The organism is Agrobacterium sp. NPDC089420, from assembly GCF_044900305.1.
Lineage (GTDB): Bacteria > Pseudomonadota > Alphaproteobacteria > Rhizobiales > Rhizobiaceae > Agrobacterium.
Window position 1 is genome coordinate 1 of record NZ_JBJDMY010000035.1, and the last position, 22,574, is coordinate 22,574.

The 22,574-nt window shown below is 59.4% G+C and carries 21 protein-coding genes, 1 tRNA gene and 1 riboswitch; of the genes, 7 read left to right on the forward strand and 15 right to left on the reverse strand.

Annotated elements, in window-relative coordinates; translation table 11 throughout:
• A partial coding sequence (locus ACI2KA_RS25885; protein ID WP_404505311.1) for a S1 RNA-binding domain-containing protein occupies positions 1-930 on the forward strand: 930 nt, incomplete at its 5' end.
• Positions 931-1,065: 135 nt separating this feature from the next.
• The gene (locus ACI2KA_RS25890; protein WP_404505312.1) at positions 1,066-2,082 is read left to right on the forward strand and encodes a class I SAM-dependent methyltransferase; all 1,017 of its coding nucleotides are present in this window, start codon (positions 1,066-1,068) and stop codon (positions 2,080-2,082) included.
• A gap of 5 nt (positions 2,083-2,087) precedes the next feature.
• Here ACI2KA_RS25890 and ACI2KA_RS25895 read toward each other — a convergent pair whose 3' ends face one another.
• Complete coding sequence (locus tag ACI2KA_RS25895) at positions 2,088-3,032, reverse strand: AEC family transporter (RefSeq protein ID WP_404505313.1); 945 nt, start codon at positions 3,030-3,032, stop codon at positions 2,088-2,090.
• Between the two features lie 484 nt (positions 3,033-3,516).
• Here ACI2KA_RS25895 and ACI2KA_RS25900 point away from each other — a divergent pair, with 484 nt between their 5' ends.
• Positions 3,517-4,509: an adenosine kinase gene (locus ACI2KA_RS25900; protein WP_404505314.1), complete on the forward strand. Its 993-nt coding sequence runs from the start codon at positions 3,517-3,519 to the stop codon at positions 4,507-4,509.
• Here the strand turns inward: ACI2KA_RS25900 and ACI2KA_RS25905 are convergent.
• The gene (locus ACI2KA_RS25905) at positions 4,502-5,035 is read right to left on the reverse strand and encodes an SH3 domain-containing protein (RefSeq protein ID WP_404505329.1); all 534 of its coding nucleotides are present in this window, start codon (positions 5,033-5,035) and stop codon (positions 4,502-4,504) included. The genes ACI2KA_RS25900 and ACI2KA_RS25905 overlap by 8 nt on opposite strands.
• 180 nt (positions 5,036-5,215) lie before the next feature.
• Here ACI2KA_RS25905 and ACI2KA_RS25910 point away from each other — a divergent pair, with 180 nt between their 5' ends.
• Both ACI2KA_RS25910 and ACI2KA_RS25915 read left to right on the forward strand, forming a co-directional pair.
• The gene (locus ACI2KA_RS25910; protein WP_404505315.1) at positions 5,216-6,220 is read left to right on the forward strand and encodes a 2-hydroxyacid dehydrogenase; all 1,005 of its coding nucleotides are present in this window, start codon (positions 5,216-5,218) and stop codon (positions 6,218-6,220) included.
• Between the two features lie 93 nt (positions 6,221-6,313).
• Positions 6,314-6,958: a hypothetical protein gene (locus tag ACI2KA_RS25915; RefSeq protein ID WP_404505316.1), complete on the forward strand. Its 645-nt coding sequence runs from the start codon at positions 6,314-6,316 to the stop codon at positions 6,956-6,958.
• 38 nt (positions 6,959-6,996) lie between these two features.
• On the opposite strand, the gene ACI2KA_RS25920 is transcribed toward ACI2KA_RS25915, so the two are convergent.
• From ACI2KA_RS25920 to recF, 3 genes are read right to left on the reverse strand one after another with little or no spacing between them, the layout of a single operon-like run.
• Positions 6,997-7,473 (reverse strand): GNAT family N-acetyltransferase, encoded by a 477-nt coding sequence (locus tag ACI2KA_RS25920; protein ID WP_404505317.1) that lies wholly within the window; start codon positions 7,471-7,473, stop codon positions 6,997-6,999.
• On the reverse strand, positions 7,470-8,237 hold the full coding sequence (locus tag ACI2KA_RS25925; protein ID WP_404505318.1) for a molybdopterin-synthase adenylyltransferase MoeB: 768 nt from the start codon (positions 8,235-8,237) through the stop codon (positions 7,470-7,472). Before ACI2KA_RS25925 ends, ACI2KA_RS25920 begins: the two co-directional genes overlap by 4 nt.
• A 22-nt stretch (positions 8,238-8,259) precedes the next feature.
• Complete coding sequence (gene recF / locus ACI2KA_RS25930) at positions 8,260-9,387, reverse strand: DNA replication/repair protein RecF (protein WP_404505319.1); 1,128 nt, start codon at positions 9,385-9,387, stop codon at positions 8,260-8,262.
• Between the two features lie 151 nt (positions 9,388-9,538).
• On the opposite strand from recF, the gene ACI2KA_RS25935 reads away from it, so the two are divergent.
• Complete coding sequence (locus ACI2KA_RS25935) at positions 9,539-10,642, forward strand: alpha/beta hydrolase (RefSeq protein ID WP_404505320.1); 1,104 nt, start codon at positions 9,539-9,541, stop codon at positions 10,640-10,642.
• A gap of 28 nt (positions 10,643-10,670) precedes the next feature.
• Here ACI2KA_RS25935 and nrdF read toward each other — a convergent pair whose 3' ends face one another.
• The 8 genes from nrdF to ACI2KA_RS25975 all read right to left on the reverse strand — a co-directional run bounded on the left by nrdF (position 10,671) and on the right by ACI2KA_RS25975 (position 18,876).
• Positions 10,671-11,645 (reverse strand): class 1b ribonucleoside-diphosphate reductase subunit beta, encoded by a 975-nt coding sequence (nrdF, locus tag ACI2KA_RS25940; protein WP_404505321.1) that lies wholly within the window; start codon positions 11,643-11,645, stop codon positions 10,671-10,673.
• A gap of 16 nt (positions 11,646-11,661) precedes the next feature.
• Complete coding sequence (nrdE, locus tag ACI2KA_RS25945; protein WP_404505322.1) at positions 11,662-13,851, reverse strand: class 1b ribonucleoside-diphosphate reductase subunit alpha; 2,190 nt, start codon at positions 13,849-13,851, stop codon at positions 11,662-11,664.
• Positions 13,839-14,237, reverse strand: a complete 399-nt coding sequence (gene nrdI / locus ACI2KA_RS25950) for a class Ib ribonucleoside-diphosphate reductase assembly flavoprotein NrdI (protein WP_404505323.1) — start codon at positions 14,235-14,237, stop codon at positions 13,839-13,841. The genes nrdE and nrdI overlap by 13 nt, the downstream gene beginning before the upstream one ends.
• A 12-nt stretch (positions 14,238-14,249) precedes the next feature.
• Positions 14,250-14,471 (reverse strand): glutaredoxin-like protein NrdH, encoded by a 222-nt coding sequence (nrdH, locus tag ACI2KA_RS25955; protein WP_046799096.1) that lies wholly within the window; start codon positions 14,469-14,471, stop codon positions 14,250-14,252.
• A 311-nt stretch (positions 14,472-14,782) separates the two neighbouring features.
• Positions 14,783-15,007, reverse strand: a riboswitch (cobalamin riboswitch).
• 133 nt (positions 15,008-15,140) lie between these two features.
• A complete protein-coding gene (locus tag ACI2KA_RS25960) occupies positions 15,141-15,770 on the reverse strand; it encodes a nucleoside triphosphate hydrolase (RefSeq protein ID WP_404505324.1) in 630 nt (209 codons plus the stop codon).
• Positions 15,767-16,549: an ATP-binding cassette domain-containing protein gene (locus ACI2KA_RS25965; protein ID WP_003524281.1), complete on the reverse strand. Its 783-nt coding sequence runs from the start codon at positions 16,547-16,549 to the stop codon at positions 15,767-15,769. The genes ACI2KA_RS25960 and ACI2KA_RS25965 overlap by 4 nt, the downstream gene beginning before the upstream one ends.
• Positions 16,549-17,631, reverse strand: a complete 1,083-nt coding sequence (locus ACI2KA_RS25970) for an ABC transporter permease (RefSeq protein WP_404505325.1) — start codon at positions 17,629-17,631, stop codon at positions 16,549-16,551. Before ACI2KA_RS25970 ends, ACI2KA_RS25965 begins: the two co-directional genes overlap by 1 nt.
• Positions 17,632-17,853: 222 nt before the next feature.
• Positions 17,854-18,876, reverse strand: a complete 1,023-nt coding sequence (locus ACI2KA_RS25975) for a sugar ABC transporter substrate-binding protein (protein WP_404505326.1) — start codon at positions 18,874-18,876, stop codon at positions 17,854-17,856.
• Positions 18,877-19,141: 265 nt separating this feature from the next.
• On the opposite strand from ACI2KA_RS25975, the gene ACI2KA_RS25980 reads away from it, so the two are divergent.
• Positions 19,142-20,374, forward strand: coding sequence for an ROK family transcriptional regulator (locus tag ACI2KA_RS25980; protein ID WP_404505327.1), 1,233 nt, complete (start codon positions 19,142-19,144; stop codon positions 20,372-20,374).
• A gap of 55 nt (positions 20,375-20,429) precedes the next feature.
• Here ACI2KA_RS25980 and recQ read toward each other — a convergent pair whose 3' ends face one another.
• Positions 20,430-22,238, reverse strand: a complete 1,809-nt coding sequence (recQ, locus tag ACI2KA_RS25985) for a DNA helicase RecQ (protein WP_404505328.1) — start codon at positions 22,236-22,238, stop codon at positions 20,430-20,432.
• A 241-nt stretch (positions 22,239-22,479) separates the two neighbouring features.
• A tRNA-Met gene (locus ACI2KA_RS25990) sits at positions 22,480-22,556 on the reverse strand.
• Between the last annotated feature and the right edge of the window lie 18 nt (positions 22,557-22,574).

Below are 22,574 nucleotides of genomic sequence, written 5' to 3' on the forward strand. Positions count from 1 at the left end.
CTCGCATGGCGCGCTATCCGCCCGATGCTGCCGACGGCGGAACAGTTCCCCTACACGCTGCGCGTCGTTTCCGAAATCACCGAGTCCAACGGCTCCTCGTCGATGGCAACCGTTTGCGGCACCTCGCTCGCGCTGATGGATGCCGGCGTTCCGCTGGCGAAGCCGGTTGCCGGTATCGCCATGGGCCTCATCCTCGAAGGTGAGCGTTTTGCGGTTCTCTCCGACATTCTCGGTGACGAAGACCACCTCGGCGACATGGACTTCAAGGTTGCGGGTACGGCCGACGGCATCACCTCGCTGCAGATGGACATCAAGATCGCCGGCATCACCGAAGAGATCATGAAGATCGCTCTGGAACAGGCACAGGGCGGCCGCAAGCATATTCTCGGCGAAATGGCCAACGCCATCACCGAAAGCCGCAGCCAGCTCGGCGAATTCGCACCGCGCATCGAAGTGATGAACATTCCGGTCGACAAGATCCGTGAAGTCATCGGTTCGGGCGGCAAGGTCATTCGCGAAATCGTCGAAAAGACCGGCGCCAAGATCAACATCGAAGATGACGGCACCGTCAAGATCGCTTCTTCTTCCGGCAAGGAAATCGAAGCGGCCCGCAAGTGGATCCACTCGATCGTTGCGGAACCGGAAGTCGGCCAGATCTACGAAGGCACGGTCGTCAAGACCGCCGACTTCGGCGCTTTCGTCAACTTCTTCGGCGCGCGTGACGGCCTCGTCCACATCTCGCAGTTGGCTTCCGAGCGTGTCGCCAAGACCTCCGACGTCGTCAAGGAGGGCGACAAGGTCTGGGTCAAGCTGATGGGCTTCGACGAGCGTGGCAAGGTTCGCCTGTCCATGAAGGTTGTCGACCAGGCAACCGGCAAGGAAATCGTTGCCGACAAGAAGAAGGAAGACGGTGAAGCCGCTGCCGAATAAGGCCGCGCCACCAGACCCTATCGAGGCGCGGGTTTTGCCCGCGCCTTTTTTTCGTTTTTGTTATCGTTTGTCTTTTCGGGAAAACCGGTTTCCATTTTTCCCTGACAAACTCCATCCTACCTCGAGGACGCTCCCATGAGCCGTGACGCCGTGAAAACCCTTTTCCATCCCTTTGCTTCGGACATGCTTGCCATGCCGAAAGAGGGCGAACGCGTTCTGTTTCTGGGAGCGGAAGCCGGTCCGCTGCTTGCCGGTTTCGACGCGGAGATCGTCGCGGTTCAGCATCTTCGGCCGCTCTATCGCGCTCTTGAGGCTCAGGGCAAACAGGTCACCCCGTCGGTTTCGGGCGAGGATTACGATGCGGCGCTGCTGCTTTGCGGCAAACACCGCGGTGAAAACGAAAATCGTCTCGCCGAGGCGCTGTCGCGCGTAAAGGCCGGCGGCCTGATCGTCGCAGCCGGATCGAAGGAAGACGGTATCCTGACGCTGCGCAAGACGCTGACGAAACTCGGCATCGAGGCGGAATCGACACCGAAATATCACGGTGTCGCGCTGTGGTTCAAACGACCGGAGGATGTTTCGGCCGCCGTCTCCAAGCTTGTGCAAAAGCCGGTGACGGTGGAAGGCCGTTTCACTGCCTTGCCCGGCATGTTCTCGCATGACCGCGTGGATGACGGTTCGGAGCTGCTCGCATCGCGCCTGCCGACCGACTTCGATGGCAATGCCGCCGATTTTGGCGCCGGCTGGGGTTATCTCTCCATCATGCTGGCGGAAAAATCGCCGCGCACGGCGCGTATCGATCTTTTCGAAGCGGACTGGAACGCGCTGGAATTCGCGAAGACCAATCTTCTCGAAAACAATCCCCGGCTGACGTCGCGTTTCTTCTGGCAGGACCTGGCCAACGAACCGCCGAAGGAAAAATACGACCTCATCATCATGAACCCGCCTTTCCACGCCGGCGGACAGGCCGCTGAACCGGCGCTGGGCCAGACCTTCATCAAGGCTGCGGCCGGCGCGCTTCGCAGTGGCGGCAAGCTCTTGATGGTCGCCAATCGCGGCCTGCCCTATGAGCCGGTGCTGGCGGCGGAATTCCGCACGAGCGCCGAGGTTTGCCGTAATGCGCGCTTCAAGATTCTGAGCGCCCAGAAATAATCGGGTCAGCTCAGCAGCCAGGCCCATAACGACACGGACAAAACGCCGGTCGCCGTTGAAATGCTGATGGTGGAGGCCGCAACGCTGTGGCCGATACCGAAACGGTTGGCGATCAGCCAGGCATTTACCCCCGTCGGCACCGACGAGGTGAGGACGAGCGCCGCCGTCCACTCGCGGCTGAGGCCGAGAACATGGCCCATGGCCCAGACGCAGGCGGGAAACAGCAGCAGTTTAAAAACCGTCATGGTGACGGCAATGCCGAGATTACCGCGAATGGTATATTTCGTCAGCGCCATGCCGAGCGAAATCAGCGCCGCCGGCCCCGCCATGGAAGCGATCTGATCGACCACGGTCTTCAGGATCGGCGTCAGCGGCACACCGGAAACATTGGTGGAAAGTCCGATGAAAAGCCCGATCACCAGCGGATTGGTGACAAGGTTGCGACCCACCTGCCTGAAGACCGCCGCCATGCTTCGCTTTTCGCCGCCGACCGCCTTGTGCGTTGCGTTTTCCATCAGGATCGTACCAGCGATCATCATGACCGGCAGATGGATGGCGAGCAGGATGGACAGCGCCACCAGCCCCTCATCCCCCACCGAACGACCGACGAGCGGCAGGCCAATGAAGATATTGTTGGCGAAGGCCGAAGAGATGCCGGCAATGACTGCGATGCGGACATCCTGCTTGAAGACGTAACGGGTAACGATATGCCCGAGTGTCCAGGTAACAGCCACGCCGGCGAAATAGGTGACCCAGAGCCGGAAGGGTGACGCGCCATGAAAATTCGCCTCCGCGAGCGTGCGGAAGATCAATGTCGGAACGGCGATCTTGAACACGAAATCGCTCAGGATATCGCCGGCATCGGCCCTGAACAGGCCGGCCTTGACGGTCAACCAGCCGATCAGGATGAGAATGAAAATCGGGGCGACATTCGCGGCAACGGCAGACATGGAGGGAAAGCTTTCGCGGCTTTTGCGGGAGATACTCCGCTTTAGAGGCTTTTCCACGGGAATGGAATCGCGAAAACACCCCAGCCGCCTGTTTTCGTCAAATCGGGACATGTGCAATATCGCGGCAAACCCAAGGGAAGCTGTCGTCGAACGCGCTCCTTGGGCCATGTAGAGCCCAGACATAAGGGCCTTCGACCAAAAGAAAAAGCGGGGTCGCCCCCGCCTTTTGTGTCCGTTATGTGCCGCCAGTACATCCGTGGCGGAGATAACGGTTGAGCCGAAAGACCATCATGTCTCTCATTCCGGTACGCACTTACATACCTTTGCTCTGAAAACAGTAATAGCTTAATCACATTACAGGCAGATGACGCGTTTTCGTTCGCCAGGCCGAACCGCATATTTTCCCTTTGGGCTTTTCTTGCCGCCAGAAATGTTTAAGACCTTTCAAAAAATACGCACATGCCGTGCGAACCGGATAGGGCCTATGACGAAATTCGACGTACTGACTGTCGGCAATGCCATCGTCGACATCATCTCCCGCTGCGATGACCACTTCCTCAACGACAATGCCATTACCAAAGGTGCGATGAACCTCATCGATGCCGAACGCGCCGAATTGCTTTATTCGCTGATGGGACCGGCGCTTGAAGCCTCCGGCGGCAGCGCCGGCAATACGGCGGCGGGCGTGGCGAATTTCGGCGGCAGGGCCGCCTATTTCGGCAAGGTGGCCGAAGACCAGCTCGGCGAAATCTTCCAGCACGATATTCGCGCCCAGGGCGTCTATTTCGAAACCAAACCGGAAGGCACGTTTCCACCGACCGCCCGTTCGATGATCTTCGTGACTGAAGACGGCGAGCGCTCGATGAACACCTATCTCGGCGCCTGCGTCGATCTCGGCCCGGAAGATGTGGAAGACGATGTGGTGGCGCAGACCAAGGTCACCTATTTCGAAGGTTACCTGTGGGATCCGCCGCGCGCCAAGGACGCCATTCGCGAATGTGCCCGCATTGCCCATGAAAACGGCCGCGAAGTCTCCATGACGCTCTCCGACAGCTTCTGCGTCGGTCGCTACCGCGACGAGTTTCTGGAACTGATGCGCTCCGGCACGGTGGACATCGTGTTCGCCAACAAGCAGGAAGCGCTTTCTCTTTACGAAACCGACGATTTCGAACTGGCGCTGACAAAAATTGCCGCCGATTGCAAGATAGCCGCGGTGACGATGAGCGAAGAAGGCGCCGTCATCCTGCGCGGCACGGACCGCGTGAAGGTGGAAGCCTATCCCGTGCATGACGTGGTCGATACGACGGGGGCGGGCGACCTTTTCGCCGCAGGTTTCCTCTTCGGTTATACGCAGGACCGTTCGCTGGAAGATTGCGGCAAGCTCGGCTGCCTTGCGGCTGCCGCCGTCATTCAGCAGGTCGGGCCACGCCCGATGTCATCACTGAAGACGCTGGGCGAAAAACACGGCCTTATTTAAAGGCCTCGCCGGGATAAGCGCCCCAGATTTCGCCCTGCGAGACCCAGCCCGAGGCCTGACCCGCCTCGGCGCGGCACCAGTCGCCGTTGCATTCGCCGATCCTGAAGACGACGCCCGGCTCCAGCCTGGCGATGACGGCAGCGCCCGACTGCGCTTCGCGGCGCATGTTGACATAGACTTCCTTGCCCTTGCCGCGCATCCACGGAGCGGCGACAGCCGTGCGCTCGCCGGAGAGCAGCGCCTGGTTGACCCAGCCTTCCGTGCCGTCGGCATCGCGGATGCGCCGCCAGTTTTCATATTCCTGGATGATTTCCACCGGCATGCCGGATTTCAGATACATCCATGACACGGCGTAATCCGTGCTGGGGCCAATGCGCATGTTGACGCGCTTGGATTTCAGGCTGACAAAACGCGGCAGCGGCAGGCCGCTTGCGCCCTTGGCCGCACCCTGCGCCATGGCTTCGGTCGCCCCGCCGAGAAGGCCCAGAGACAATGCAATGCAAACGATAGAAACCACACTGCGCATGCCCATTTCCGTTTCCCGCCTTCTGCAAACCGGATGATATTCGAGGAGGCCCGTTTCCACATGCCTCGCGCTTCGGCGAGTTTTGTTTGTCTTCGCCGGTGGGTCTGGTAGAAACGCCCTGATTGAAAGAAATTATCGCTCTTTCTGGTTAATGACTTCTGAACAAGGCAGCGGCAAACGATGACCCACAAGAAGAGACCGACAGTCTATATCACCCGCAAATTGCCTGACGTCGTCGAGACCAGAATGCGCGAACTCTTCGATGCCGAACTGAATATCGATGATACGCCGCGCAGCGAGGAAGAGCTTGTCGCCGCCATGCAGCGGGTGGACGTGCTGGTACCGACCGTCACCGACCGCATCACCGCCGCGATGATCGACAAGGCCGGGTCGCAATTGAAACTGATCGCCAGCTTCTCCAACGGTATCGACCATGTGGATGTCGATGCGGCCGCCCGCAAAGGCATCTCTGTCACCAATACGCCGAATGTGCTGACCGAGGATAGCGCCGATATCACCATGGCGCTGGTGCTGGCTGTGCCGCGCCGGATGATCGAAGGCACGCGGGTGCTCGCCAACGGCGCAGATGAGTGGCTCGGCTGGTCACCCACATGGATGCTTGGACGACGGATTTCCGGCAAGCGCATGGGCATTGTCGGCATGGGCCGCATCGGAACGGCGGTTGCACGGCGCGCCAAGGCCTTCGGCCTTTCCATTCATTATCACAACCGCAAACGCGTCAATCCGGCGACGGAAGCCGAGCTTGAGGCAACCTATTGGGACAGCCTCGACCAGATGCTGGCGCGGGTGGACATCGTTTCCGTCAATTGCCCCTCGACGCCCGCGACCTATCACCTGATCTCGGCGCGGCGGCTGGCGCTGATGCAGCCGACCAGCTACATCGTCAATACGGCTCGCGGCGATATCATCGATGAGGCGGCGATGATCCAGTGCCTGCGCGAAGGCAAGATCGCCGGTGCCGGTCTCGATGTCTATGAGAACGAGCCGCAGGTGAACCCCAAGCTCATCAAGCTCGCCAAGGAAGGCAAGGTCGTGCTGCTTCCGCATATGGGCTCGGCCACGATCGAAGGCCGCATCGAAATGGGCGACAAGGTCATCATCAACATCCGGACATTGTTCGACGGGCACCGCCCGCCGAACCGCGTGTTGCCGGGGCGGAACTGAGCCGGTTCAGGCAAACATCATTCGATCACCGCGGGGAGGAAGAGTTCAATGGGAATACGATCGACGTTTTTATCGCTGATCTGCCTTCTGTCCATGCTGGCCAGCGGCCCGGCCCTGGCCGCGTCGCCCTCACCGGAGGAAACCGCCGAACTCTATTATCGCGCCTGGCTGAACTTTGATCGTGCCAGCATGGCCCGCCTGGACAGGGAGTGGGGATCCCCAGGCAGCGGACAGCGCTATACCGATATGGAACTGGTCGCAGACCCGGTCGCATGGCAACGTAAATACAGGGGCATGCATTCTCCCAAAGGGACAACGAACGAACAATCGAACCAGTTCGCAAAGCTCTGGGTGGCAAGCACGGAGCGGGTGCGCTGCAAGGCGGAGCCTGCACGTATCGGTTCACAAACGCCCGGCGGTCTTTTTGTGGCGCGGATAAAGATGAACTGCTCTCTGCCGGATGTCGGGCCAGCCTTCCAGCGCCTGAAGGCCACCACAAAAGCCGACGAGATTGGCGACAGAACGCGCATGCCTTCCGTGAGGCTCATGAAGCAGATGGTGGAAGCCACCAAGACGGCTCCGCTGACCCATAAGGTCACCACGGAAGTTCAGCTTGTCAGCGGGCCGGATAAGGGGATTTGGCGGCTGGGAACGGCAGACGTCCAGCCGCAGACGGGTATTGACCGCGTCTCTTCCGTCTTTCTCTCCCAGATGCTGCAATCCGGCCTTTTGCAATAGGCGCGCCATTCATCTGATGGCGACGTCCACAAGCGGTTTCAGCCCAGGAGTTTGGTCATTTCGATCGAGGTCGGGCGATCATATCCGGCATGGGCGTTTTCGGCGGTCTTGACGAAACCCCAACCGGCGAATTTCGCGTGATTGGCGAGAAGCTCAATGCGCGTTTCCAGCCTGAGCGCCGGCAGCGCCAATGCGCGGGCCAGCACTTCGGCTTGCTGCAGAAACATTCTGCCAATGCCGCTGCCCTGCGCTTTGGGGGAAACACATAACTTGCCGATATAAAGAGAGGCTGGCGGCTCAGGCCTGCAAAACATGCAGCCGAGCAACTCATCACCATCCCACGCCACGAAAGCGGCCTCCGCTCTTGCCTTCTCGGCAAGATTTTCGGGTGTCAGGCGATAGGCCGAGGATGGCGGGTCGATGACGCCATCCATATAGGCGAAAGAGGCCATGATGAGCGCCAGCAATTCCTGCCAGCGATCGAATTCTTCACCTATCCTTGCGATCTCGATCATGGTTTCTTTCCGGCCGTCCGGCGTTTGTAACGCACCGTTTCAAAACGGGCCGCCAGGGCATCATAAAGCAGCAGGCGGCCGATCAGCGGCTCACCGGCACCGGTGATCACCTTGATCGCCTCCATGGCCATGAGCGTGCCGATGACGCCGGTCAGCGCACCGACGATGCCCGTTTCCGCGCAATTGGGGATAAGTCCCTGCGGCGGCGGCTCCGGGAACAGATCGCGGTAACCCGGCAGCAGGGCGCCTTCCGCATTGGCTTCATAGGGCTTCAGCACCGTCACCGAGCCGTCGAAGCGGCCGACGGCGCCTGTCACGAGCGGTCTTTTTGCCGCCTCTGCGGCGTCCGCCGCGGCATAACGCGTATCGAAATTATCCGAACCATCGATCAAGAGATCGAAGGCCGGCAGATGATCATGCGCCCAGACCTGCGAAAAGCGCTCCTCATAAACGAGCGTGCGAACATGCGGATTGAGCCGGGCGATGGCCTTACGGGCGCTTTCCGTTTTCAGCTCACCGATGGTGCCGGTATCGTGGATCACCTGCCGCTGCAGATTGGACAGGGAGACGACATCGTCATCGATCATGCCGAGCGTGCCGACACCGGCGGCGGCGAGATAATGGAGTACCGGCGCGCCGAGGCCACCCGCCCCGATGACCAGAACCCGCGCCGCTTTCAGCCGCTGCTGGCCGGCACCACCGATTTCCGGCAGCAGGATGTGGCGTTTGTAGCGTTCGATTTCTTCCGGGTTCAGCGGGTCCATGCCGCCCTCCATCTCTTGACCGTCATGCCGTAATGCTCCCGTGGGAAACATTGAAGAATTGCGCCCGTTCGCCAAGGGCGGAGAACATGGCGGCATCGGTTCCGGTCATGAAACTCTGGCCGCCAAGCGCATGGATGAGATCGAACAGAGCCGCCCGCCTGCCCTCGTCCAGATGGGCGGCAATCTCGTCCAACAGCAGAATAGGGGCATAACCGGTCATATTGGCGGTGAGCTGCGCATGCGCAAGCACCAGCCCGACCAGTAGCGCCTTCTGTTCCCCGGTCGAACAGCGTTCGGCTTCCATGTCCTTTTCCGCATGGCGCACGAAGAGATCGACACGGTGCGGGCCATCCAGCGTGCGGCCGGCGGCGGCGTCCCGATACCGGCCTTCCCGCAGCATAAGACCATATTCGTCTTCCAGATCGACGGCTGGGCGGTTGAGTCCGCCATCCATGAAGCCGGCGAGCGACAGCGCCGCCGAGGGGAAGGCAGCATTACCGGCCCGTCCCTCGATCAAAGTCTTCAACAGGCCGAGCATCTCGTAACGGGCGACCGCCATGGAGATGCCGAGTTCGGCCATCTGCTTTTCAATGCCATCAAGCCAGACCGGATCAAAACGGCCTTCCGAAAGCAGGCGGTTGCGGCCGCGCATGGCCTTTTCGAAATCGCTTGCGCGCCGGCCATGGGCCGGATCGAGCGACAGCACCAGCCGGTCGAGAAAACGCCGGCGGTCCGATGACGAGCCGGTAAAAAGGCCATCCATGGCGGGCGTCAGCCACAGAACCCGCAAGTGGTCGGTCAGTTCGTCGACGGATTTTACCGGCGTGCCGTTCAACCTCAGGCGACGCGACACCACCTCGCCATCGCCTTCGATGCCCGTGCCGATGGCGACATCACCGTCCATACCCTCGACATCGGCAAAGATCGAGAAACCGCTGGTCTGTGCACCAACCCGTGTCACATCGGACAGGGTGGCCCGGCGCAGGCCCCTTCCGGGGGAGAGAAAGGAGACAGCCTCCAGGAGATTGGTCTTGCCGGAGCCGTTATCGCCCGTCAGCACCACATGCCGCTCATCAAGGGTGAGCGACGCCGCCGTATAATTGCGGAAGTCCGTGAGTTTCAGCCGTAAAAGCGACACCTTGTTCGTCATCTTTACGGCCTAAAACGAACCTGGCCGGATGGCAAGGTGGGGAATGGTCCTGCGCACCGAAGACCGCCGCAACAGTGCAATTCATTCTCCAGTAGCAACTTTTTCAGCGGGCAGCTATTTATGGGCCGTCCTTATCACCGGTAGCCCATTCATGCGTCTGATCCTTTCGCTGCTTCTCACCCTTGGTCTTCTTTCATCCTGTGCAGGCCGGCCGGGAGCGGACGTGTTGCAGGCCGTAAACACCAGGACCCATGACACGAAAATCGTGACGGCCTATGTGGCGAGCACGCGGGAGAAAAACAAGGACGCGAAAAAAGGCTTCGGCACGCAGCGGGCGATGGAACCGAATTACGCAAGCTTCGATATTTCCATTCCGCCCAGCCATAAGAGCGGGAAAATCGAATGGGCGAACGGCAAGCCCGATCCGAACAAGGATTTTGTCGTGACGCGGGCCGATATGCTGACGAAGACGCGCTTCAATACCGATCTGGGCGACATAGCCCGCTCCGGCAAGCAGATCGCACTTTTTGTACACGGCTATAATTACAGCTATCAGGAAGCACTCTTCCGCGCGGCGCAGATGGCGGCAGACGCCAATATGAACGGCGTACCGCTGGTCTTTTCCTGGCCGTCGCAGGCCACCGTCGCCGGCTATGTGGCCGACAAGGAATCAGCGACCTTTTCACGCGATGCGCTCGCCGCAATGTTGACCGATCTCACCCGTCAAACCCCGAAGAAAAGCGTTGTCGTGTTCGGGCACAGCATGGGCGGCTGGCTGGTCATGGAGGCGCTGCGACAATTGCGCTTCGAGGGCAGGAACGATGTCATCGCCAAGCTGCAGGTGGTGCTGGCTGCGCCCGATATTGACGCCGATGTCTTCCGCAAGCAGATCGAGGTTGTCGGCCGGCTCAGTCCGCCGCTCACCGTTCTCGTGTCCAAGGACGACCGCGCGCTCAAAGCCTCTTCCATTCTCGGTGCGGACGTCACCCGTATCGGCGCGCTGGATGTCACCGACCCACAGGTGCAGGAAGCCGCTCTGAAGGAGGGCGTGCAATTCGTCGACATCTCAAATCTGAAGGCTTCGGACCCGCTCAACCACGACCGCTATGCGGCGCTGGCCTCCATGGTGCCGCAACTGGAGGCAAGCAGGCGCGGGGGTGACATCAACAGTGCCGGAGCCTTCGTTTTCGATGCGATCGGCGCCACCGTCGCCAGCCCCTTCCGCCTTGCGAGCAAGGTGGTGAACCCGCAATAGCCTTGCGGGTCCTGTCGGCATATCGGTTTCAGAAATCCCAGTCTTCGTCTTCGGTCGCAACCGCCTTGCCGATGACATAGGACGAGCCGGAGCCGGAGAAGAAGTCGTGGTTTTCGTCGGCATTGGGCGAGAGCGCGGAGAGGATCGCCGGATTGACCCGGCAGGCTTCGGCGGGAAACAACGCCTCGTAACCCAGATTCATCAGGGCCTTGTTGGCATTGTAGTGCAGGAACTGCTTGACGTCCTCCGTCAGGCCGACGCCGTCATAGAGGTCCTCGGTATATTTCGCCTCGTTGTCGTAAAGCTCCAGAAGCAGGTCGAAGGCGAAATCCTTGATCTCCTGCCTTTGCGTCTCACCGACCCGATCCACCGCCCGCTGGAACTTGTAGCCGATATAATAACCATGCACGGCCTCGTCGCGGATGATGAGGCGGATGAGGTCGGCCGTATTGGTGAGCTTGGCCCGGCTTGACCAGAACATCGGCAGGTAGAAGCCGGAATAGAACAGAAAGCTCTCCAGGAACACGCTGGCGATCTTCTTCTTCAGCGGATCGCCGCTGTCGTACTCCCGCATGATGAGCGCGGATTTGCGCTGCAGGAACTCGTTTTCCTCCGACCAGCGATAGGCATCGTCAACGTCGGGGGTGAGGCAGAGCGTCGAAAAGATCGACGAATAGGAGCGGGCGTGCACGGCCTCCATGAAGGAGATGTTGGAAAGCACCGCCTCCTCATGCGGCGTTGCCGAATCCGCCATCAGGCGCACGGCCCCGACGCCGTTCTGGATGGTGTCGAGCAATGTCAGGCCGGTGAAGACACGGATCGTCAGCTTCTGTTCTTCCGGCTTCAGCGTTCCCCAGGAGGGGATGTCATTGGAAAGCGGTACTTTTTCCGGCAGCCAGAAATTCGAGGTCAGGCGGTTCCAGACTTCGAGGTCCTTGTCGTCCTCGATCCGGTTCCAGTTGACGGCGCGGATGCGGGACGCGGGTTTAACGGCGATGTTCATTCTCTTGTCCCTCAAATCAGAGCGTGCAGGAAACGCAGCCCTGAACCTGCGTGCCTTCCAGCGCCATCTGGCGCAAACGGATGTAATAAATGGTCTTGATGCCCTTCTTCCAGGCGTAGATCTGTGCCCGGTTGATATCGCGCGTCGTCGCCGTATCGCGGAAGAACAGCGTCAGCGACAGGCCCTGATCGACATGCTGGGTGGCCGCCGCATAGGTATCGATGATCTTTTCGGGGCCGATCTCATAGGCATCCTGATAATATTCGAGATTATCGTTCGAAAGATAGGAAGCCGGGTAATAAACGCGGCCGATCTTGCCCTCCTTGCGAATCTCGATCTTCGAAACGATCGGATGGATCGAAGAGGTCGAGTGGTTGATGTAGGAGATCGAGCCGGTGGGCGGCACGGCCTGAAGGTTCTGGTTGTAGAGGCCCGATGCCATGACCTCCTGCTTCAACGCCGCCCAGTCCGCCTGCGTCGGAATGGCGATGCCAGCTTCTTCGAACAGCACCTTCACCTTCTCGGTGGCAGGCAGCCATTCGCGGTCGGTATATTTGTCGAAATACTCGCCTGACGCATATTTGGAATTTTCAAAGCCCTTGAAGCTCTGGCCCCTTTCCACCGCCAGCCGATTGCTGGCGCGGATGGCATGATAGGTCACGGTGTAGAAATAGATATTGGTGAAATCGATGCCTTCTTCGGAGCCGTAGAAGATGCGTTCGCGCGCCAGATAACCGTGCAGGTTCATCTGGCCAAGCCCGATGGCGTGGCTGGCATCATTGCCCTTTTCCACCGAGGGGACGGAGGAAATGTGGCTCATGTCCGACACCGCCGTCAGCGCGCGGATGGACGTTGCGATCGTCTTGCCGAAATCGGCGGAATCCATTGCGGCGGCGATATTGAGCGAGCCGAGATTGCAGGAAATATCCTTGCCCATATGGCTATAGGACAGATCGGGATTAAATTCGCTCGCTTCGCTGACCTGCAGGATTTCCGAGCAGAGATTGCTCATGCTGATGCGGCCGGCGACCGGATTGGCCCGGTTCACCGTATCTTCGAACATGATGTAGGGGTAACCGCTCTCAAACTGGATTTCGGCGATGATCTGGAAGAACTCGCGCGCCTTGATCTTCTTCTTGCGGATGCGGCTGTCGGCGACCATCTCGTGGTATTTTTCGCTGACCGAGATTTCGGTGAAAGGCACGCCATAGACCCGCTCCACATCATAGGGCGAGAACAGGTACATATCCTCATTGTTGCGGGCGAGTTCGAAGGTGATGTCCGGGATCACCACACCGAGCGACAGGGTCTTGATGCGGATTTTTTCATCCGCATTTTCGCGCTTGGTATCGAGGAAGCGCATGATATCCGGGTGGTGGGCGTGCAGATATACCGCACCCGCGCCCTGACGTGCGCCAAGCTGGTTGGCGTAGGAAAAGCTGTCTTCCAGAAGCTTCATCACCGGGATGACGCCGGAAGACTGGTTTTCGATCTGCTTGATCGGAGCCCCGGCCTCGCGAATATTGGTAAGCGACAGCGCCACGCCGCCGCCGCGCTTGGAAAGCTGCAGCGCCGAATTGATCGAGCGGCCGATGCTTTCCATATTGTCTTCCACGCGCAGCAGAAAACACGAGACCAGTTCACCGCGGCTCTTCTTGCCGGCGTTGAGAAAGGTCGGCGTTGCCGGCTGGAAACGGCCGGAAATGATCTCGTCCATAAGATCACGGGCCAGCTGCTCGTCACCGCGTGCAAGAGCCAGCGCCACCATGCAGACGCGGTCTTCGTAACGCTCGAGATAACGTTTCCCGTCGAAGGTCTTCAGCGTGTAGGAGGTGTAATATTTGAAGGCACCGAGAAAGGTCGGAAAGCGGAATTTCCGGGCATAGGCCTCGTCGTAAAGGTCGCGGACAAAATTGAAGGAATACTGATCCAGTACCTCCTGCTCGTAATATCCCTCCGTCACCAGATAATCGAGCTTTTCCCGAAGGTTATGGAAAAACACGGTGTTCTGGTTGACGTGCTGGAGGAAATATTGCCGGGCGGCAAGGCGATCCTTGTCGAGCTGGATCTTGCCGTTTTCGTCGTAGAGGTTCAGCATCGCGTTCAGCGCGTGATAGTCCAGACCGGCATCCACCGGTTTCTGGCTTGCGGCTGGCGGCTGTGTGGCATCCTTGTTGCGCAGCGCGCTAGAGGTCAGCGTGTCCAAAATCGTTCCAATCCATGTTTGACGTTGGCGACATCTTCCTCCGTGCCCAGAAGCTCGAAGCGATAGAGAAACGGCACCGCGCATTTGCGTGAGACGATGTCTCCGGCGGATGCGAAAGCTGCGCCAAAATTCGTGTTGCCCGCCGCGATGACGCCGCGAATGAGATTTCGGTTGGAGGGTTCGTTCAAGAACCGGATGACCGGCTTGGGCACGGCCCCTTTGGTTCCGCCGCCGCCATAGGTGGGGGTGACGAGCACGTAGGGCTCCGACACCTGAGGCACGTCATCCTCGACGCCGAGCGGCAGGCGAAACAATCGCCGTCCCAGCTTCAGAAGGAAACGATGGGTGTTTTCGGAACGGCTGGAATAATAGACGATCAGGCCCATCGCCCCGCCGCCTCAGCTGATCGCGCCGATCATGTCCGGCCGGAAACCCGCCCAGTGCCGCTCGCCGGCGACAACCACCGGCACCTGCATGTAACCGAGACCGCGGACATGATCGAGCGCATCCGCATCTTCGGAAATATCGACGATCTCATAGGGGACGCCGATGCGGTCCAGCGCACGATAGGTGGCGGTGCATTGGACGCAGGCGGGCTTGCTGTAAACGGTGACGGTCATAATTTCCTCTCTCGAAGCCGATTTTGGACACGGCTCAACATTGCCGATTGCAATTGCGATCGGGCGGCGATGGATCTGTCATTCAGGTGAGGCGCATAGCCCGGGCGTCCTGTCGCATTTCCGGAGGGAAACCGGGATCCGGTTTTCCTGACGGCGCTTCAAGCCGCGCAGAATCACTTTCTACGCCGATGAGCGCAGCAACTTAAAGAAATGCACTGGCATGACTTCACCCCGAAGCTTGTTCTGGAGGGGGCAGAAAAGGGCGAACGCAAATCATTTGCGTCATACACCTTCCTCCGGACACCCCGCCCGTGGACGTTTGCGCTCAAGGCAGGTCTCCTGACTTGCGGGTCAAAACATCCATTCCAGCCTTCCCGGAGCTTTTGACCCCAGTGACCCAAATCGGAACGATGCTCACCGCTTACAGTTGCGGGGGCAGTTTCGGACTTGCTCCGCCATGATGGCGTCACGCACCGAATTCCCGTCTTAGCTCCCGACGCTTGCGAATCGGAAGAACCTCGAACACCACATATAGTATATGAGGAAATTTTCTCGTCAATAAATAGACAGGCGAAAGCCCCACCCTGTGGATCAAAAAGATTCAACACATGGTCAACAAAGACTTAAAGGCCTATGCGCCTTGTCGCTCAGGGACGGAAAAGCGTTAATCTATTCCCAGATTTCGATATGAATATCGGCAGGACGGGCGTTTTCGATCACCCTTTTGCCATTGGGAAGATCGTTTGCAAAAAGTTTGGCGTGGATTGCAACCGCATCGAGACCGTAACCCTGCCATCTGTTGCGCAGCCTCTCCTCCAGCACCGCGACGGACGGACCCACAAAAATGGTGAGATCGAAGCTTGTGGAAAGCGTCGTCCAAGGCGCTTCGTTCAGCAGCAGATAATTGCCTTCCGCCAAGATGAAGCGTGTTTCCGGCGCAATCGCCCGGGCAGAGGCGATTGCGATTTCGCGGGAGCGATCAAAAACCGGGACAAGTACCTCCTGCCCGCCCTTGCGGACGGCGCAGACGATATCGAGGAAACCACGCACGTCGAATGTTTCGGGCGCGCCCTTTCGCGACAGCAGTCCCCGTTGTTCGAGAATGCCGTTATCCATATGAAAGCCGTCCATGGGCAGCACGGCGGCCGTTTCGCCCCGCGCGCGCAAGGCATCACAAAGGGCATCCGCCAGCGTGGATTTGCCGGCCCCAGGGGGACCGGCAATGGCAATGATGAAACGGGATCGACCCTCTGCCCGTCGAAGCACGTCTTCGACGATCGTCTCAAGCTTCAGCGTCATGCGGCAAGCGTTTCCTTCGGCGCTTCCTTGGCGCCGGTCATGAAGGCGACGGCGTCGGACATGGAATAGTCCTTTGGATTGATGACGCACAGGCGCTTGCCGAGCCGATGGATATGGATGCGATCGGCAACCTCGAACACATGCGGCATGTTATGCGAGATCAGAACGATCGGCAGGCCGCGGGAACGTACATCGAGAATAAGCTCCAGAACGCGGCGGCTTTCCTTGACGCCAAGTGCTGCCGTCGGTTCGTCAAGGATGACGACCTTGGAGCCGAAAGCGGCCGCACGCGCCACCGCCACGCCCTGACGCTGGCCGCCAGAGAGGGTTTCCACCGCCTGATTGATATTCTGGATCGTCATCAGGCCGAGTTCGGAAAGCTTCTCCCGGGCGAATTTTTCCATGGCCGGGCGGTCAAGCGCCCGAAACAGGCTGCCCTGAATGCCGGGTTTGCGGATTTCACGGCCGAGGAACATATTGTCGGCTATGGAAAGCGCGGGCGAGAGGGCGAGGTTCTGGTAGACCGTCTCGATGCCCGCCTTGCGCGCCTCGATCGGCGAGCGGAACTGCACGGGCTGGCCTTCCAGCCGGATCTCTCCCTCATCGGGCGTCACCGCGCCGGAAATCGCCTTGATGAGAGAGGATTTGCCGGCGCCATTGTCGCCGATCACGGCCAGGATTTCGCCTGGATACAGATCGAAATCGGCATGGTCGAGAGCGGTCACGCGACCATAGCGTTTGACGAGATTGCGTGCTGTGAGAATGGGTTCTTTTGCCATCAGCCTGCTACCTTTCTGATCCACTGGTCGATTGCGACAGCCATGATGATAAGGACGCCGATCAACAGATAGGTCCATTGCGGGTCGGTGCCGATGAGCCTGAGGCCGAGCGAAAAGACGCCGACGATCAGGGCGCCAAAGATCATGCCCATGATGGAGCCGCGTCCACCGAACAGCGACAGGCCGCCGATAACCACCGCGGTGATGGATTCGATATTGGCAAATTGACCGGCGGTCGGCGAAACCGAGCCGATGCGGCCGATCAAGGCCCAGCCGGCAAAGGCGCAGATAAGGCCGGACAGCGTGTAGACGGTCGTCAGCATGCGCTTGACGTTGACGCCGGCAAGTTCGGCGGCGTCCGGATCGTCACCGACAGCATAAAGATGACGGCCCCAGGCGGTGCGGTTCAGCACATACCAGAGCAGCGCGACAAGCAGGACCATGGCGATGACGCCATAGGTGAAAACCGCGTTGCCGAAACGGATATTGGCGCCGAAGAACTGCAGGATCGGCGCCTGCTGGGCGATGTCCTGGGCACGGATAGTCTCATTCGCCGAATAGAGGAAATTGGTCGCCAGCACGATCTGCCACATGCCGAGCGTGACGATGAAGGGCGGCAGACGCATGCGCGAGACCAGCACACCGTTGATGAAGCCGCAGAATGCGCCGACGGCGAGGCCACAGAGAATGGAAAGCTCCGCCGGCAAACCGTAACGGAAGGTGAACTGCCCCATGATGACGGAGGAGAGAACCATGATCGCGCCGACCGACAGATCGATGCCAGCCGTCAGAATGACCAGAGATTGCGCCGCGCCGACGATGCCGACGATCGCGACCTGCTGCAGGATGAGGGTCAGCGAGAAAGCCGAGAAGAACTTGCCGCCGAGGAGCAGGCCGAAAATGATCAGCGACAGCACCAGAACGATAAGCGGCACGGCCGCAGGGCTGGAATGCAGAAAATACTGGAATTTTTCCAGCGCGCTCTTGTCGTGCGTATCGAAAGCGGCGACCTGCGTCGAACTTCCCGACAGCACCTTTTCAAATTCATTATGCGGCTGAGCCCGCACCGGCTGATCGCTCATGGATATTCCTCCCGATCGCTCCATCGCATCAACCCCGAAAAGCGGGTTTTCTCCAGAGAGAACGATGCGCAGATTCAAAGTATTGTGAAGCGGCCCAATCACCCTTGCGGGGTGTGCGGCGCGCCCGTTTGTGCCTTTGTCCGATCCCCCGGATCGTGCCTGAAATCATTCTGGTCCAAGGGCGGGGGCAAAAATGCCCCCGCGGGTTTCAGTGGCGAGGGATCAGCCCCAGCACTTATTGAGACCTTCCTTGGTGTCGATCGAATCGAGCCCCTTGACCGGCTTGTCGGTTACCAGCGTCACGCCGGTATCGACGAAGGTCTTGCCTTCGGTCGGCTTCGGCTTTTCACCCGTATCGGCGAATTTCTTGACGGCTTCCACACCGAGTGCCGCCATCAGCAGCGGATATTGCTGCGATGTCGCGCCGATCACGCCTTCCGCCACGTTCTTCACGCCCGGGCAACCGCCATCGACGGAAACGATCAGAACATCCTTTTCACGGCCCACGGCCTTCAGCGCCTCGTAAGCACCGGCAGCTGCAGGCTCATTGATGGTGTGAACGACGTTGATGGTCGGGTCCTTCTGCAGCAGGTTTTCCATCGCCGCACGGCCGCCTTCTTCATTGCCGTTGGTGACATCATGGCCGACGATGCGCGGATCATCTTCGTCGCCGATCTTGTTGATGTCCTTCACGTCGATGCCAAAGCCCTTCATGAAGCCCTGGTTGCGCAGCACATCCACAGTCGGCTGGGAGGGGGTAAGGTTGAGGAAGGCGATTTTCGCGTCCTTGGCCTTGTCGCCGAGGGTGCCGGCAGCCCATTTGCCGATCAGTTCGCCGGCCAGAAGATTGTCGGTGGCGAAAGTGGAATCGGCAGCATCGACGGGCTCCAGAGGCGTATCGAGGGCGATGACCAGAAGACCGGCATCACGGGCCTTCTGCACGGCCGGAACGATGCCCTTGGTGTCCGATGCGGTGATCAGAATACCCTTGGCGCCATCGGCGATGCAGGTCTCGATGGCAGCCACCTGGCTTTCGGAATCGCCGTCGATCTTGCCGGCATAGGATTTCAGCGTCACGCCAAGCTCTTTGGCCTTGGCGGTCGCGCCTTCCTTCATCTTGACGAAGAAGGGATTGGTATCTGTTTTGGTAATGAGGCAAACCGACGTATCGGCGGCGGACGCGACGGAAGCGAAAGAAACGCCAAGCGCAAGCGCGCCCAGAAGAGCGGAAACAGTGGTCTTCATGAGATCCTCCCAATGGATATTTGAGCACCATGACGGTTGCCCGACGATCTCCTCTCCTCCGAGAACAGCGACCGTTGGCCCAGATGGAACCACCAAAGGAAACCGCTGTCAATAAATAAATCCGATTGAATTATTAATTCCGTATGGCATTCTAATCTGCGGCAGGGAGGAATATCGCAGCGGACGTTTACGTTGCGATAGCAAGATTGCCATAAAGCCTGCCGGTATCGCTCGTGACAGATATGGCGGGCGGGAGGATGACATTATGAGACAGTCTGTCGAGACGGCGCCGCCTGCGCCGCCCACTATCATGGATATAAGCGGCGGCGCCAACCAGATCGGGGTCCGCGCCTATAATGAGCGGCTGGTGCTGTCCCTCGTTCGCCGTCACGGCGGATTGTCGAAAGCGGAAATATCCAGACTCTGCGGGCTTTCAGCGCAGACCGTTTCGGTCATCATGCGCTCGCTGGAAAAGGACGGCCTCCTTATCCGGGGCGAAAGGCTGCGCGGTAAAGTCGGGCAGCCTTCGACGCCGATGCGCCTCAATCCCGACGCCGTCTTTTCTTTCGGCGTGAAGATCGGCCGGCGCAGCGTCGATCTGGTGCTGATGGATTTCGTCGGCCGTATCAGGCTCAAGCTTCGCAGAACCTATCCCTATCCCATGCCGGAGTGGATATTGCCCTTTGTCATAGAGGGCATAACCGAACTCGAATCGAAACTGTCTCCTTCCGAACGGCAAAAAATTGCCGGCGTCGGCATCGCGGCCCCGTTCGAATTATGGAACTGGGCGCAGGAAGTGGGCGCACCGCAGATTGAAATGGAACGCTGGCGGGATGTCGATATCCGTTCGGAAATTGCCGAAAGCGTCCGTTACCCGGTCTTTCTGCAGAATGATGCCACCAGCGCCTGCGGTGCCGAGCTGGTTTTTGGCGCTGGCCAGAACTACGCCGATTTTCTCTATATCTTCATCGGCTCGTTCATCGGCGGCGGCGTGGTTTTGAACTCGGCGCTGTTTTCCGGAAAAACCGGAACGGCCGGCGCAATCGGCCCGCTGCCGGTGCAAGGACAGGACGGCAATACGGTTCAGCTGCTGAAAATCGCCTCGATCTTCGTGCTGGAAAACATGTTGCGTGAACGGGGTATCGATCCACGCCCCCTGTGGTTTTCTCCCGACGAATGGATCGATTTCGGCGAACCGCTGGAAAGCTGGATCGCCAAAACCGCCGCCGCGCTGGCGCAGGCCGTCATTGCCGCCGCCTCCATCATCGATTTTTCCAGCGTCATCATCGATGGCGGTTTTCCCGACTGGGTCAGAACCAGGATCGTTTCCGCCACCCGGCTCGCCCTCAAGCACCACGATCTTCAGGGTGTCACAATGCCGGAGATTATCGAAGGTGCGGTCGGCAGCCAGGCCCGGGCGATCGGCGGGGCGAGCCTGCCGCTGTTCTCCCGTTATCTCATCGACCAGAACGTCCTGTTCAAGGACACGACGGGATAAGGCCGAGCCTCGCCACATTCCAATGACGCAACGCTTCGCTGGACCTATCGACCCGTCAGTCGCCGGCGGCGTGTTGCATGATCGCCTCTAGAAAGGCGGGACCATAACGTTCCAGCTTGCTGTCCCCCACGCCGGGAATCTGCGCCATTTCCTTTGCTGAAGCCGGCTTTACCGCCGCAAGTTCGATGAGGGTCTTGTCGTGAAAAATCACATAGGGCGGAACGTTCTGCGCCCGGGCAATTTCCATGCGTTTTGCGCGCAGCGCCTCGAAGAGACCGCGATCCGCCTCTGGCAAGGCCGTGGAGGCAGCATTGCGTGGCGTCTGCTGCCGGCCGGCACGGCGGGCGGATGGTATTCGCAGCATCAGGGCCGGTTTTTCGCGCAGGAACCGCCTCCCCTCGTCGGAAATGGATAGTCCGCCATGTCCGGACAAATCAACCTCGATCAGACGCAGCGCCACCAGCTGGCGCAGAATCGCCCGCCAGGCGCGGTTGTCGTGTTCCTTGCCTATCCCGTATGTGCTGATGCGATCGTGTCCGAAGCGCATGATCCGCTCGTCCTCGACGCCCAGCAAGACGCGGATGACATAGGCCTGGCCGAAGCGTTCGCCGGTTCGGTAGATGCAGGAAAGCAGCTTTTGCGCCGCTATGGCTCCGTCAAACAGATCCGGCGGCTCCGCGCAGGTATCGCAATTGCCGCATGGCGCACAGCGGTCGCCGAAATAGGACAGCAATACCTGCCTACGGCAACTTGCGGTTTCCGCAAGACCGAGCAGCGCATCGAGCTTCTGGCGCTCCATATATTTGCGCTGGTCCGCGGCATCCGATTCTTCGATGAAGCGGTTGCGCAGGGCAATGTCCTCATAACCGTAAAGCATCAGCACGTCGGACGGCAGGCCATCGCGACCGGCGCGGCCGGTCTCCTGATAATAGGCCTCAATGCTGCCGGGCAGGTCGATATGGACCACAAAGCGCACATCCGGCTTGTCGATACCCATGCCGAAGGCGACGGTTGCGACAATGATCACCGCTTCGCCGTGCTGGAAGCGGGTCTGGTTCTCCTCGCGGGCGGCTTTGTCCATGCCGGCGTGATAGGGCAACGCATCTCGCCCCTCTTCCCACAGCCATGCCGCCGTTTCATCCACCTTACGTTTTGACAGGCAATAAACGATGCCGCTTTCATGCTCCCGGCCGTTGAGAAAACGCTTCAGCTGAGCGCGGGGATTATCCTTTTCCATGATCGCATAGCGAATGTTGGGGCGGTCAAATCCGGCGATGAAGGCGTCACCTTCATCGATGCTAAGATGACCGAGAATCTCTGTCCGGGTGGGTTCATCCGCTGTCGCCGTCAGCGCCATGCGCGGTGTATCCGGGAAACGCTCGATCAGCATGTCGAGTTGGCGATAGGGCGGGCGAAAATCATGCCCCCATTGCGACAGGCAATGGGCTTCATCGACCGCGATCAGCGACAGGTCTATGGATTGAAGTGCGTCCAGAACATCCGGCTTGAGAAGGGTTTCCGGCGCCGCATAAAGAATGTCGACCTTGCCGGCCCGCATATCGCGCCAAAGCTGCCGCCGCTCTTCCGGCAACAGATCGGAATTGAGTGCCTCCGCGCGCACGCCGGCCTGTCTGAGGGCTGCGACCTGATCGACCATGAGTGCGATGAGCGGTGAGACGACCAGCCCCATTCCTTTGCGTGCGATGGCTGGAATCTGATAGCAAAGCGATTTTCCGCCGCCCGTCGGCATCAGGACGAAGGCATTGTTTCCCGCCAAGACATGCCGGATGATGTCGGCCTGCCGCCCACGAAACGTGTCATAGCCATAAACGGTTTTGAGGATGTGCAAGGGTTCGGCGGTCACGACAGCTTTCTTCCGATTTCGGCATGTGGCCCATCATGGCGGGTTTGGGCCACATGGCAATCCCGCAGATTGAATTGATGTCGGTGGCATGTGGTGAGATCGGGGGCATGCGGGCGGCCGTCATTTTGAACGAGCCATCTTGGCTTTACGCTCTGCTGATTGTGTCCGGTGGTGTCTGGTTTGTAGAAACGCCAAAAGCCTCCCGAAGGAGGCTTTTTGTATTGATATGATTTGCGATATCTGGTTGCGGGGGCAGGATTTGAACCTGCGGCCTTCAGGTTATGAGCCTGACGAGCTACCGGGCTGCTCCACCCCGCGTTGAAGATTATATATAGC

Coding starts and splice junctions, on each gene's coding strand:
- recF (WP_404505319.1), bottom strand. CDS start 9,387: ATGACGAACAAGGTGTCGCTTTTACGGCTGAAACTCACGGACTTCCGC.
- ACI2KA_RS25970 (WP_404505325.1), bottom strand. CDS start 17,631: ATGAGCGATCAGCCGGTGCGGGCTCAGCCGCATAATGAATTTGAAAAG.
- ACI2KA_RS25935 (WP_404505320.1), top strand. CDS start 9,539: ATGCGTCTGATCCTTTCGCTGCTTCTCACCCTTGGTCTTCTTTCATCC.
- ACI2KA_RS25900 (WP_404505314.1), top strand. CDS start 3,517: ATGACGAAATTCGACGTACTGACTGTCGGCAATGCCATCGTCGACATC.
- nrdF (WP_404505321.1), bottom strand. CDS start 11,645: ATGAACATCGCCGTTAAACCCGCGTCCCGCATCCGCGCCGTCAACTGG.
- ACI2KA_RS25895 (WP_404505313.1), bottom strand. CDS start 3,032: ATGTCTGCCGTTGCCGCGAATGTCGCCCCGATTTTCATTCTCATCCTG.
- ACI2KA_RS25975 (WP_404505326.1), bottom strand. CDS start 18,876: ATGAAGACCACTGTTTCCGCTCTTCTGGGCGCGCTTGCGCTTGGCGTT.
- nrdI (WP_404505323.1), bottom strand. CDS start 14,237: ATGGGCCTGATCGTCTATTATTCCAGCCGTTCCGAAAACACCCATCGT.
- ACI2KA_RS25965 (WP_003524281.1), bottom strand. CDS start 16,549: ATGGCAAAAGAACCCATTCTCACAGCACGCAATCTCGTCAAACGCTAT.
- ACI2KA_RS25925 (WP_404505318.1), bottom strand. CDS start 8,237: ATGGACCCGCTGAACCCGGAAGAAATCGAACGCTACAAACGCCACATC.
- ACI2KA_RS25890 (WP_404505312.1), top strand. CDS start 1,066: ATGAGCCGTGACGCCGTGAAAACCCTTTTCCATCCCTTTGCTTCGGAC.
- nrdH (WP_046799096.1), bottom strand. CDS start 14,471: ATGACCGTCACCGTTTACAGCAAGCCCGCCTGCGTCCAATGCACCGCC.
- ACI2KA_RS25905 (WP_404505329.1), bottom strand. CDS start 5,035: ATGCGCAGTGTGGTTTCTATCGTTTGCATTGCATTGTCTCTGGGCCTT.
- ACI2KA_RS25960 (WP_404505324.1), bottom strand. CDS start 15,770: ATGACGCTGAAGCTTGAGACGATCGTCGAAGACGTGCTTCGACGGGCA.
- ACI2KA_RS25915 (WP_404505316.1), top strand. CDS start 6,314: ATGCTGGCCAGCGGCCCGGCCCTGGCCGCGTCGCCCTCACCGGAGGAA.
- ACI2KA_RS25920 (WP_404505317.1), bottom strand. CDS start 7,473: ATGATCGAGATCGCAAGGATAGGTGAAGAATTCGATCGCTGGCAGGAA.
- ACI2KA_RS25980 (WP_404505327.1), top strand. CDS start 19,142: ATGAGACAGTCTGTCGAGACGGCGCCGCCTGCGCCGCCCACTATCATG.
- ACI2KA_RS25910 (WP_404505315.1), top strand. CDS start 5,216: ATGACCCACAAGAAGAGACCGACAGTCTATATCACCCGCAAATTGCCT.